General features: G+C 51.7%; 9 protein-coding genes. 5 read left to right on the plus strand and 4 right to left on the minus strand.

Going from position 1 to position 11,998, the window contains the following annotated elements; genetic code table 11:
- Positions 1 to 2 precede the first annotated feature (2 nt).
- A complete protein-coding gene (locus tag DYA43_RS10945; protein ID WP_061056822.1) occupies positions 3 to 2,204 on the minus strand; it encodes an ABC transporter permease subunit in 2,202 nt (733 codons plus the stop codon).
- A gap of 192 nt (positions 2,205 to 2,396) precedes the next feature.
- Here DYA43_RS10945 and ppk1 point away from each other — a divergent pair, with 192 nt between their 5' ends.
- Both ppk1 and ppx read left to right on the plus strand, forming a co-directional pair.
- Positions 2,397 to 4,508, plus strand: a complete 2,112-nt coding sequence (ppk1, locus tag DYA43_RS10955; RefSeq protein ID WP_020330621.1) for a polyphosphate kinase 1 — start codon at positions 2,397 to 2,399, stop codon at positions 4,506 to 4,508.
- Positions 4,483 to 5,997, plus strand: coding sequence for an exopolyphosphatase (gene ppx / locus DYA43_RS10960; RefSeq protein WP_020330620.1), 1,515 nt, complete (start codon positions 4,483 to 4,485; stop codon positions 5,995 to 5,997). Before ppk1 ends, ppx begins: the two co-directional genes overlap by 26 nt.
- 41 nt (positions 5,998 to 6,038) lie before the next feature.
- On the opposite strand, the gene DYA43_RS10965 is transcribed toward ppx, so the two are convergent.
- Genes DYA43_RS10965 through phoB form a run of 3 tightly spaced genes read right to left on the minus strand, consistent with a single transcriptional unit; the run spans position 6,039 to position 9,007 of the window.
- Positions 6,039 to 7,001, minus strand: coding sequence for a PstS family phosphate ABC transporter substrate-binding protein (locus tag DYA43_RS10965; protein ID WP_020330618.1), 963 nt, complete (start codon positions 6,999 to 7,001; stop codon positions 6,039 to 6,041).
- Entirely contained in the window at positions 6,998 to 8,296 is a 1,299-nt protein-coding gene (gene phoR / locus DYA43_RS10970) for a phosphate regulon sensor histidine kinase PhoR (protein WP_024373810.1), read from the minus strand. Before phoR ends, DYA43_RS10965 begins: the two co-directional genes overlap by 4 nt.
- A gap of 21 nt (positions 8,297 to 8,317) precedes the next feature.
- Positions 8,318 to 9,007 (minus strand): phosphate regulon transcriptional regulator PhoB, encoded by a 690-nt coding sequence (phoB, locus tag DYA43_RS10975; RefSeq protein WP_024373811.1) that lies wholly within the window; start codon positions 9,005 to 9,007, stop codon positions 8,318 to 8,320.
- A gap of 215 nt (positions 9,008 to 9,222) precedes the next feature.
- On the opposite strand from phoB, the gene rdgC reads away from it, so the two are divergent.
- The 3 genes from rdgC to DYA43_RS10990 all read left to right on the plus strand — a co-directional run bounded on the left by rdgC (position 9,223) and on the right by DYA43_RS10990 (position 11,951).
- Positions 9,223 to 10,137, plus strand: a complete 915-nt coding sequence (gene rdgC / locus DYA43_RS10980; RefSeq protein ID WP_020429871.1) for a recombination-associated protein RdgC — start codon at positions 9,223 to 9,225, stop codon at positions 10,135 to 10,137.
- Positions 10,138 to 10,293: 156 nt separating this feature from the next.
- Positions 10,294 to 11,694, plus strand: coding sequence for a prephenate-dependent tRNA uridine(34) hydroxylase TrhP (gene trhP / locus DYA43_RS10985; protein WP_020330613.1), 1,401 nt, complete (start codon positions 10,294 to 10,296; stop codon positions 11,692 to 11,694).
- Positions 11,695 to 11,696: 2 nt separating this feature from the next.
- Positions 11,697 to 11,951: a YfhL family 4Fe-4S dicluster ferredoxin gene (locus DYA43_RS10990; protein WP_014205669.1), complete on the plus strand. Its 255-nt coding sequence runs from the start codon at positions 11,697 to 11,699 to the stop codon at positions 11,949 to 11,951.
- Positions 11,952 to 11,998: the final 47 nt, after the last annotated feature.

Here is an 11,998-nt window from a genome sequence, read left to right on the forward strand (position 1 = left end):
CACTACAGCGCACGGTACTTGGCACGCAGTCGCTGGCGTACCCATTCAGCCAGGGAGTTGACTGCAAACGTGAAGATAAACAGCAGCAGGGCTGCCAGAAAAAGAATACGGAAATGCGAACTGCCCACTTCAGACTCAGGCAATTCCACCGCAATCGTCGCCGATAAAGTGCGCATCCCTTCCAGAATGTTCCAGTCAAGGATCGGCGTATTGCCCGTCGCCATCAGCACGATCATGGTTTCACCGACCGCGCGGCCAAGGCCCATCATCACCGCCGAGAAAATACCCGGACTGGCGGTGAGCAGCACCACATGTGTCAGAGTCTGCCAGGGCGTAGCCCCCAAGGCCAGAGAACCATCGGACAGATGCTTCGGCACAGAGAAAATCGCATCTTCGGCGATGGTGAAAATGGTTGGGATCACTGCAAAGCCCATCGCAAACCCGACCACCAACGCATTGCGCTGGTCAAAATCGATACCGTGCTGCGCGAGATAGACGCGTACATCACCACTAAACAGCCACAGCTCGATTTCACTGCTGTAGGAAAGTATGGTTGTCGCCACAGCCAACAGAACAGGGATCAGGATCAGCGCATGCCAGCCGCCCGCCATTTTACGCAGCACGGTCTTTGGCAGTTGTGACCACAACAATCCGATGATAACGGTCGACAGCGGCAAAAACAGGAACAGGGCCACGATGGACGTCAGATGGCTTTCCACCAACGGCGCAAACCACAACCCGGCCAGAAAACCGATAATCACCGTCGGTAGCGCTTCCATTAACTCGATAGTGGGTTTCACCACACGGCGCATTTTCGGCGCCATAAAGTACGCGGTATAAATTGCGCCAAATACCGCTACCGGTACGGCAAAGAGCATCGCATACAGCGCCGCCTTCAGCGTACCAAACGCAATCGGCACCAAACTGAATTTGGCCTCAAATTCATCGCTGGCCGATGTGGACTGCCACACATACTGGGGCTCTGGGTAGCTTTCGTACCACACTTTCTGCCACAGCGAAGAGAATGACACTTCCGGATAACCGTTATCAATTTTGGCGACGCTGATTCTGCCGCTGTCGTACGTGGCGAGATAACGTTCGTTGCTCGACATCGCCGCCAGCGCCGGAGCCTGTTGATAGGCGCGCTCGAAAATCACCAATTTTTCACTGGTGGTGTAGTGGCTCTGCACCGTACCGTTGCGATAGAAACTGTAGAAGCCTTTGCGATAGGTATCCGGCAGCAGAAACGTCACTTCGGAAGCCAGTTTGAAATCGCGGATCAACGTCAGATGACGCTCGCCCTGTTTGAGCACATCAAACCACTGCGTCACCAAACCATCGCGATGCGTCACCAGCAGTGAATATGCACCGGACAACAGATTGATAGTCTGCACCGCATGTTTCTGCTGCCCCTGACTGAGATCCACGATGTCGCGCACCCGATATTGATCGTGTGTCAGCTCGGCAATCACTAACTCAGATCCGCTGCGCAGATACAAGGTTTTGCCATCCGGCGTCAGCAGCATCTGATCCAACTGCTCAAACGGCGAAGAAAAAGTAAATTGCTGCGGCACTTGCGGCGCGTCCAGACTTACCCAATGCACCGACACCTGTTGGTTCGACTGATAAACGGCAAAAAATGCCTGACTGTCGGTTACCGCGGCACTGAGCTGGGTTATAGACAGCGAACGGGGAATGAGCGACCAGTTTGCCGGCAGCGACAGCGCTTCAAGCTCGGGAGTGAATACACGGCCATTTTTAGTGACCGAATACGTAAATTGAGGACGCGCGACATAAACATGATTGTCAGCATCAGTGGCCGCAAACCAGCCGCTGTCAGGTGTCGTGGTGGTGAACTTCACAGGCTCGAACGGCAAGCTCTCGCTCCAACGCGGTAAACTGCGTTCATGATTGAGCGACCAGAACTCGGCTTTACCATGGTCACCAACAACAAAGGCATTCTCGCCATACTCGTCAATCGCCAGCATTTTAGGCGCGACCGTGGTGATGGGCTGACTGGCAAAACCGGTCTCTAGCTCCGCATCGGAAAATAGCGGAAAAACCACCATCGCCAGATAGACGAAAATGAGGATCAAGGCGCCGAGAACACTCACGCCACCACCGGTCACTGCAAGACGAACAAGGCGATCTTTAATAAGTCGCTTTCGATCTCGTTCTTTCAATGAAAACTCGGCCTGTGCCATGAATAACTCTACCTTTTTAGTCCAAATAACATAATATTTCGATTAGGTGACAATTATATTACAAGTCACATTAAACAACTGAAAATAAAACAACTCTGCATACTAATCTGTTTTGCAATAAAAGTGTCACATTAAAACCCTAGTTTGCAGTGGTTAATAATTAAAACGTCACTAACAGTCAGAAGGTATCTCATGAGCGCGGAAAAGTTGTATATCGATAAGGAATTGAGCTGGCTATCGTTCAATGAACGAGTCCTTCAGGAAGCCGCCGATAAAACCGTGCCGCTGGTCGAGCGCATCCGCTTTTTGGGGATTTTCTCCAACAACCTGGATGAGTTTTACAAAGTCCGCTTTTCGGACGTGAAACGTCGTATTCTTATCAACCGTGAACGCGGAGGAAACGACAGCTCCAAGCATTTATTGACCCGCATGCAGAGCAAAGCGCTGAAGCTGAATCAGGACTTCGATAACCTGTACAGCGAAATCATCATGGAGATGGCGCGCCGCCGCATTTTTCTGGTCAACGAAACCCAATTAGATGAAGCGCAGCAGCGCTGGATCACCAAATATTTTCATAAAGAAGTGCTGCCGCATATTACGCCACTGTTAATGAAAGATGACATTGACGTACTGCAATTCCTCAAAGACGAATACGCATACATCGCCGTCGATTTAAAGAAAGGCGACGAATCGCACTACGCGCTGATCGAGATCCCGACCGATCACCTGCCCCGCTTTGTCATGGTACCGGAGCAAAAAGGCAAACGACGTAAAACCATCATTCTGCTCGACAACATCATTCGCCACTGTCTGGATGACATTTTCCGCGGCTTTTTTGACTACGACACGCTGACTGGCTATGCGATGAAGATGACCCGTGACGCGGAATACGACCTCAGCCACGAAGTCGAATACAGCCTGCTGGAACAGATGTCAGAAGGTTTGAGTCAGCGCCTGACCGCGATGCCGGTTCGCTTTGTGTACGAGCGCGAAATGCCGCAAGAGATGCTGCTATTTCTGTGTGAGAAGCTCAAAATATCCCACTACGACAGCCTATTACCGGGCGGTCGTTACCACAACTTTAAAGACTTCATCGGTTTTCCGAACGTCGGCCGAGAGTACTTGGAAAACCGTCCGCTGCCACCGATGAAGTGTGCCGATTTTGAAGGCTTTCCGAATGCCTTTGACGCAATTCGCGCTCAGGACATTCTGCTGCACTACCCATACCACAGCTTTGAACACATTACAGAGCTGGTGCGTCAGGCATCGTTCGACCCGAAAGTGATCAGCATTAAGATCAACATCTACCGTGTGGCGAAAGATTCGCGTTTGATGAACTCGCTGGTCGATGCAGTGCACAATGGCAAGCGTGTGGTGGTGGTGGTGGAACTGCAGGCGCGTTTCGATGAAGAGGCCAACATCGAATGGTCACGTATTCTGACCGAAGCGGGCGTGCAAGTGGTGTTTGGTACGCCGGGCATGAAAATTCACGCCAAGCTGCTGCTGATCACCCGCCGTGAAGAGGGCGAATTTGTGCGTTACGCTCACATCGGTACCGGAAACTTCCACGAAAAAACTGCGCGCATTTATACCGACTTCTCGCTACTGACCGCAGACCGCGAAATCACCAACGAAGTGCGTAACGTGTTTGGCTATATTGAAAACCCGTTCCGCCCGGTGAAATTCAATCATCTCATCGTGTCGCCACGTAACTCGCGCACGCAGCTATACCGTTTGATCGACACCGAGATCGCCAATGTCAAAGCGGGTAAAAAAGGCGCGATCACCCTCAAAGTGAACAATCTGGTCGACCGCGGCCTGGTCAACAAGCTCTATGGTGCCAGCACCGCCGGAGTGCAAATCAAGATGATCATTCGTGGTATGTGTTCGCTGGTACCAGGCATTGAAGGATTGAGCGACAACATCCGTATCATCAGTATTGTCGACCGCTTCCTGGAACACCCGCGCGTGCTGATCACGCACAACGACGGCAACCCGCAAGTGTATATCTCTTCGGCCGACTGGATGACGCGTAACATCGATTACCGGATTGAAGTGATGGCGCCAATACGTGACGAACGCCTTAAACAGCGTATGATAGACATCATCAATCTGCAGTTTACCGATACGGTGAAAGCGCGTGTGATCGACAAAGAGATGAGTAACCGCTACATCAAGCGCGGGAACCGTAAGAAAGTCCGTTCGCAGCTCGCGATTTACGACTATCTTAAAAACGTAGAAAAACAAACGCGTAAGAATAAGGGGCAAACAGACACCCATGAACCAACCCAGCACAACTCGTGACACTATTACTCGTGAAATTGCGGCAATCGATTTAGGTTCTAACAGTTTTCACATGGTGGTCGCCAAGGTGGTGGATCAGGATTTACAACTGATCAGCCGCCATAAACAGCGCGTGCGCCTGGCATCCGGACTGGATGCACAAAAGAACTTAGACAATGCTGCCATCGAACGAGGCCTGGAGTGTCTGGCGATGTTTGCTGAACGTCTGCAAGGCTTTGACGCCGATAATGTACGTATTGCCGCCACGCATACGCTGCGTCAGGCCAACAATGCGCACATTTTTTTGCAGCGCGCGCGCGAAGTGATGCCGTTTCCTATCGAGATCATTCCCGGTACTGAAGAAGCACGTCTGATTTACCTTGGCGTGGCCCACACCCAACCACAAACCGAATCCATGTTGGTGGTTGATATCGGCGGCGGCAGCACCGAAATGATCATCGGTAAAGGCTTTGAAGCCGAACTGGTCAACAGCAAACAGATGGGGTGCGTGAGCTACACCGATCGCTACTTCTCCAACGGCAAACTGTCGAAAAAGAACTTCGCTCAGGCAATCCTCGCCGCCGAACAAAAGCTGGAATCCATCGCCAGCAAATACTGCAAGCTTGGCTGGCAAACCGCATTTGGCTCATCCGGCACCATTAAAGCCATTTATGAAGTACTGATTGGCCTTGGCCATGATGATGGCATCATTACCGCTGAGCGGCTGAACAAGCTCATCGACAAACTGTGCGAATGGGACTCGATTGACGACATTCAGCTCTCCGGCCTCACCGACGATCGCAAACCCGTGTTTGCTGCTGGCGTCGCGATTCTGGCCGCGATTTTTAAAGATCTGAAAATCAAAGAGATGTTCTTCTCTGACGGCGCCCTACGTGAAGGTCTGTTGTATGAGATGGAAGACCGATTTAAGTATTCCGACATTCGCCTGCGCACCACTGAAAACCTGGCCAGCAAACATCTGGTGGATTTGGAACATGCCGCCAAAGTGAAAGGTCACGCGCGCGAGTTTCTCGATCAGGTCGCCGATGAACTCGGTTTGAAAAAGAACAGTGAACTGTTTGATCTGCTGGAATGGGGGGCGCTGTTGCACGAAGTGGGGCTGAGCATCAGCCTGCAGGCATTTCATCGTCATTCCGCGTATATTCTGCGTCACACCAACATGGCGGGTTTTAACAACGAGCAGCAGTTGGTGCTGTCGACGCTGGCACGCTTTCAGCGCAAGTCGCTCAAGCTCAATGAAATGGAAGACTTTTCGCTGTTTAAGAAAAAGCACATTGTTGGTCTGATTCGTGTATTGCGTCTGGCGATTCTGGTAAACGGGCAACGCAATGACGATCCCCTGCCGGAGCTGACGCTGTCCGCTCACGATGACGAATGGAAGCTTGAATGTGCCGACAAAGAGTGGCTGGAAAACAACAAACTGCTGCACGCGGATCTACTCAGCGAGCAGGAGTATTGGCACAGCGTCGGCTGGCAACTTGAGTTTTAAGCCGATGAAACAGTAAAAAAGCCAGCATGACGCTGGCTTTTTTACTGCTCTTCAATACCGACTTTCACCAGCTCTTCATGAGCAAACTGCGGTGAAATGGGCAGGTAGCCATCTTTTTCCACCAGCGCCTGGCCCTGCTTGGAGAAGATAAAACGAATAAACTCACGTTCAATCGGCGTCAGAGGACGTGTCGGATGCTTGTTGACGTAGACGTACAAATAGCGCGACAGCGGATACTTGCCGGAAAGAATGTTGGCGTGAGTCGGCTCAACATAGTCGGTGCCTTCACGCGCAATAGGGATCAGTTTCACTCCGGACACCCGGTATCCGACGCCCGAATATCCCAAAGTATTGATCGACGATGCCACCGACTGCACCACCGACGCCGAACCAGGCTGCTCGTTCACGTTGCGTTTGAAATCGCCGCCACACAACGCATTTTGTTTGAAGTATCCATAAGTACCCGATACCGAATTGCGCCCGAAAAGTTGAATACCGCGCTTAGCCCATTCATACGGCAGACCGAGTTCAGACCAGGTATTGATTGAGTGGTTGGCACCACAACGCAGTGTCGAGGAAAAAATGCTGTCGAGCTGGGTAAAGTTCAGCCCCTCAATCGGGTTGTCGCGATGGACGAAAATACCGATCGCATCAATTGCGACCCGCAGCGCCGTCGGTTTATAGCCATGCGTGCGTTCAAACGCTTCAATTTCACGCGTGCGCATCGGGCGACTCATCGGTCCGAATTGCGCAGTGCCTTCCGTCAATGCCGGAGGAGCCGTCGCCGAGCCAGAAGCCTGAACTTGGCCGTTCACGTTGGGATAGATGGATTTGAACTCTTCCACCCACAACGTCGTCATGCCCGCCAGCGTGTCAGAGCCGACCGACAGCAAGCTACCAGCCACACCCGTGGTTTTGTGGTAATCCTGCAGCTCATCGTGCGCCTGAACATGCCATGCGATGCCCGACAGAGCGTACAGCGCCAGTTTCACATGCAGTTTCATTTCACAACCAGACGCTTAGGTAGCACGAACGAAAAGCGGCTGCCGACACCGACGGTACTCTTAATATCGAGATGCGAATCATGATGGGACAAGGCGTGTTTAACGATCGCGAGCCCGAGACCACTGCCGCCAGTATCACGCGAGCGCGCCTTATCAACGCGGTAAAAACGCTCGGTAAGACGATGCAGATGCTGCGGCTCAATACCGTCGCCCTTATCTTCCACTTCCAGACAGGCGCCTTGTGGCGTCTGGAACCAGCGTACATTGATTTCTGCGCCCGGCGGCGTGTATTTCACCGCATTGTACACTAGGTTGGAAATGGCGCTGCGCAGTTGATCTTCATCCGCCAGTACACGCAGCTGTTTATCAATATCAAACTTGAGCTGATGCTTATCGTCACCGCTGAGGCTCACCGCCTCTTTTTCCAACACTTCGAGCATGGCCGGCACATCGACCACATCTTCCAGCTCGTGCATCGGCGACGCTTCAATCTTCGACAAAGTCAGCAACTGATTGACTAGACTGTTCATGCGATTGAGCTGCTCGGTCATCACGCCGTGCGCTTTGCCCCACATAGGGCCCACCAGCATGTCCGGATCTTCGGTCATTTCCAGATAGCCTTGCAGCACCGTCATCGGTGTACGCAGCTCGTGCGACACGTTAGCAAAGAAGTTGCGGCGCATGCCTTCCAGCTGTTTCAGTTGGGTCACATCACGCACCACCATCAGGTGTTCGCCTTCGGTGTACGGCACAATACGCAGTTCGAGTGAGCGCTCCACATTGAGCGGAGAACGCATCTCCAACGGCTCAGTGAAGTCATCTTTTTGCAGATATTTGATGAAATCCGGCGTGCGGATCAGGTTGGAAATCGGCTGCCCGGCGTCGTCCGGCCAACGAAAACCCAGCAGATGCTGCGCCAGACGGTTGCACCAGACAATGTTGCCTTCGCTGCGAAATACCACCACCGCATCGGGCAGCGATTCCGCCCCGTTGCGAAAACGGCGAATCAGGTTAGTTAACTCTTTACGCTTCTTGCGCTGACGCTGCTGCAAACGATAAATCCCGTTAAACAGGTATTCCCAGTTGCCCGAACCCGACGGCGGTGTCAGTCGCTTTTCATCCCACAACCACGCCGACAAGCGCATTTGGTTGTGCAGATGCCACACAAGCTGCAACGCCGTGGCCGCCAACAGCAACCACGGCATGTATCCAAATATCCACCCGACCACAATCCATGGCAGGTAAAAAAAAGCCAGCTCCCAGGCCAGCTTTTTCCAAGTTAACCTTTCAACCATAATACTTCGCAGTTGATCCTCTTACGCTTTGGTTGAGAAACGATAGCCCGCGCCGCGCACGGTCTGAATCAGCTTATCGTGACCCGCTTCTTCCAGTGCTTTACGCAGGCGACGAATGTGAACGTCAACCGTACGATCTTCTACATACACGTTGGTGCCCCACACGTTGTTCAGCAGCTGCTCGCGGCTGTATACACGCTCTTGGTGGGTCATAAAGAAGTGCAGCATTTTGAATTCGGTTGGGCCCATATCGAGTGGCGCATCGTTGGCCGTGACGCGGTGCGAAACCGGATCCAGCTTCAGACCTTGCACATCAATCACATCTTCGAGTGCCGTTGGTGTCACGCGGCGAATCACCGCTTTGAGGCGAGCAACCAGCTCTTTAGGCGAGAAAGGTTTAGTAATGTAGTCGTCTGCACCCACTTCAAGGCCGCGGACTTTGTCTTCTTCTTCACCACGCGCCGTGAGCATCACCACCGGAATGTTGCGTGTCAGCTCTTCGCGTTTCATGTGTTTGATGAAGTTGATGCCGCTACCACCAGGTAACATCCAATCTAACAGAACGAGATCAGGGAAGGGTTCAGCCAGTTTGGTGACTGCAGTGTCGTAATCCTCTGCTTCAACGGCCTGGTAACCTTTTTGCTCAAGCACGAAACACAGCATTTCACGAATCGGCGCTTCGTCTTCAACAACCAGAATCCTTCTAGACATAATTGAATAACCTTTATTTTTAATCAACGCCATGCATTATGAGAAATGATTATGACACTTTTGTGACCATTGAAAACAATTTTTAATATAACTTTCTTATCAAATTCATCGTTCTATCTCAGTTGTAACAATCGCGGAATTTTGAATTTGAGGTAAGACTTTAGCGCTGAAATCCCCTATGATGTGGGGCTTTCGAACAAGGAAAAGAAATAGATATGTGGTTTAAAAACTGTATGGTTTATCGCGTGAACCGCGAGATTGACTTCAATGCCGATCAGCTGGAAAAACAACTGGCTGAGTTCCGTTTCACGCCATGTGGCAGCCAGGATAAACAGAAGTTTGGCTGGGTTCATGCGATGGGCAGACATGGCGACATGATGACTCACGTCAGCGAAGACCGCATTCTCATCTGTGCCAAGAAAGAAGAAAAAATGTTGCCGGCGTCCGTGATCAAGGATTCGCTGAACGCCAAAGTGGAAGCGATGGAAGCCGAAGAAGGCCGCCCGCTGAAGAAGAAAGAAAAAGACAACATTAAAGAAGACATCATTGTCGATCTGCTGCCACGTGCGTTTAGCCGCAGCCACCTGACGCCAGTACTGATCATGCCAAAACAGGGCCTGATTCTGGTCGACGCCAGCAGCTACAAAAAAGCCGAAGACGTCCTGGCGCTGCTGCGTAAAACCATGGGTAGCCTGCCCGTCGTCCCTGCGATTCCAGAAGTCGCCGTTGAAACCACACTGACCGAATGGGTCAAAGAAGGCAATCTGCCACAAGGCTTTAACTTGCTGGACGAAGCGGAACTGAAATCGATTCTAGATGATGGCGCAACCGTACGTTGTAAGAAGCAAGAGCTGTCGAGCGATGAGATTCTGAGCCACATTGCCGCCAATAAGGTCGTAACCAAGCTGTCCATCAACTGGCAAGAGCGCATCAGCTTTATTCTGGCGGAAGATTGCAGCCTGAAACGTCTGGCATTCAGCGATGAGCTTAAAGATCAGAACGAAGATATTCCTCGTGAAGATCAAGCTGCGCGTTTCGATGCCGATTTCTCACTGATGTGTGGTGAATTTGCGGTGTTCCTGCCGGATCTGTTCAACGCTCTTGGCGGCCTGCCACACGCTGACGCGTAACCCCTTCCCTCGTCAGGCTTGCGTCTCTCGACCAAGCCTGACGTTTGCTTGCAATCTCAACTGGTCATGAGTCACATTTTGGCGTAAAATTTGCGCCCCTTCCAATACCATTAGGTGGTATTGGCCTGACTTGAGATCAGATTGAGAATAGAAGCAATGTCTACTGAAAAAACTTTCGTCCCTGAACTGCTGTCACCAGCAGGCAGCCTGAAGAACATGCGCTACGCGTTCGCGTACGGTGCCGATGCCGTTTACGCTGGCCAGCCTCGTTACAGCCTTCGTGTACGTAACAACGAATTCAACCACGAAAACCTGCAAATCGGTATCAACGAAGCGCATGCCCTGGGCAAAAAGTTTTACGTGGTGTGCAACATTCAACCGCACAACTCAAAACTGAAAACCTTCATTCGCGATCTGAAACCTGTGGTCGACATGGGCCCGGATGCACTGATCATGTCTGATCCTGGCCTCATCATGATGGTGCGCGAAGCGTTCCCGGATATGGCGATTCACCTGTCAGTACAGGCGAACGCGGTGAACTGGGCAACCGTAAAATTCTGGTCAGCGAACGGCGTAGAACGCGTGATCGTGTCTCGCGAACTGTCGCTGGAAGAGATCGAAGAGATCCGCGAACACTGCCCGGAAACTGAACTGGAAGTGTTCGTGCACGGCGCACTGTGCATGGCGTACTCAGGTCGTTGTCTGCTGTCTGGCTATATCAACAAACGTGACCCGAACCAAGGCACGTGCACCAACGCTTGCCGTTGGGAATACAAAGTTGAGAAAGGCAAAGAAGACGACGCCGGTCAGATCGTTGAAGAGTTCGATCCGAATGCGCCACAAGCGATTGAAGTGCAGGAAGAACGTCCTGAAACCACCATCGGTCGTGGTAAGCCAATCGACGACGTGGTTCTGCTGTCTGAAAGCCATCGCCCTGAAGAAAAAATGGCCGCATTTGAAGATGAGCACGGCACTTACATCATGAACTCGAAAGACCTGCGCGCGGTTCAGCACGTTGAGCGTCTGACTAAAATGGGTGTGCACTCACTGAAAATCGAAGGTCGTACCAAATCGTTCTACTACTGTGCACGTACCGCGCAAGTTTACCGTAAAGCCATTGATGACGCCGTCGCTGGCAAACCATTTGATGAAACTCTGATGGGTACACTGGAGAGCCTGGCGCACCGCGGCTACACCGAAGGTTTCTTACGTCGCCACACACACGATGCTTACCAGAACTACGACTACGGCTACTCAGTCTCTGACGCGCAGCAGTTCGTTGGTGAATTCACTGGCAAACGTCGTGGCGACATGGTCGAAGTAGAAGTGAAGAACAAGTTCATTATTGGTGACAGCCTGGAGCTGATGACACCAAAAGGTAACGTGGTTTTCACTCTGGAAGCGATGGAAAACCGTAAAGGCGAAGCGGTTGACGATGCAAAAGGCAACGGTCACTTCGTTTACATTCCGGTTCCTCAGGATATGGATCTGGAATACGGCCTGCTGATGCGCAACCTTAATGCTGGTCAGGATACCCGTAACCCGACAGGCAAATAATTATGGCACTGCTAATCACAGGTAAATGCACCAACTGTGACATGTGCGAGCCGGAATGCCCGAACGGCGCGATCTCGATGGGTGACAGCATCTACGAGATCAATCCGGATTTGTGTACCGAGTGTAAAGGTCACTATGACAAGCCAACGTGCGAGTCGGTGTGCCCGATCACCAACTGCATCATTACCGATCCGGCACACATTGAAACGGACGAGCAGCTGTTAGAAAAGTTCGTCATTATTCAGGGACTCGCCTGATACAAAAAAACGGCCTCTACGGGCCGTTTTTTTATGTCTGCCATACC

The sequence above is a fragment of the Vibrio fluvialis genome (assembly GCF_900460245.1).
Taxonomy (GTDB): domain Bacteria; phylum Pseudomonadota; class Gammaproteobacteria; order Enterobacterales; family Vibrionaceae; genus Vibrio; species Vibrio fluvialis.

Excerpts from the sequence above, each read along its gene's own strand:
- DYA43_RS10945 (WP_061056822.1), bottom strand. The coding sequence starts at position 2,204 with ATGGCACAGGCCGAGTTTTCATTGAAAGAACGAGATCGAAAGCGACTT.
- ppk1 (WP_020330621.1), top strand. The coding sequence starts at position 2,397 with ATGAGCGCGGAAAAGTTGTATATCGATAAGGAATTGAGCTGGCTATCG.
- ppx (WP_020330620.1), top strand. The coding sequence starts at position 4,483 with ATGAACCAACCCAGCACAACTCGTGACACTATTACTCGTGAAATTGCG.
- DYA43_RS10965 (WP_020330618.1), bottom strand. The coding sequence starts at position 7,001 with ATGAAACTGCATGTGAAACTGGCGCTGTACGCTCTGTCGGGCATCGCA.
- phoR (WP_024373810.1), bottom strand. The coding sequence starts at position 8,296 with ATGGTTGAAAGGTTAACTTGGAAAAAGCTGGCCTGGGAGCTGGCTTTT.
- phoB (WP_024373811.1), bottom strand. The coding sequence starts at position 9,007 with ATGTCTAGAAGGATTCTGGTTGTTGAAGACGAAGCGCCGATTCGTGAA.
- rdgC (WP_020429871.1), top strand. The coding sequence starts at position 9,223 with ATGTGGTTTAAAAACTGTATGGTTTATCGCGTGAACCGCGAGATTGAC.
- trhP (WP_020330613.1), top strand. The coding sequence starts at position 10,294 with ATGTCTACTGAAAAAACTTTCGTCCCTGAACTGCTGTCACCAGCAGGC.
- DYA43_RS10990 (WP_014205669.1), top strand. The coding sequence starts at position 11,697 with ATGGCACTGCTAATCACAGGTAAATGCACCAACTGTGACATGTGCGAG.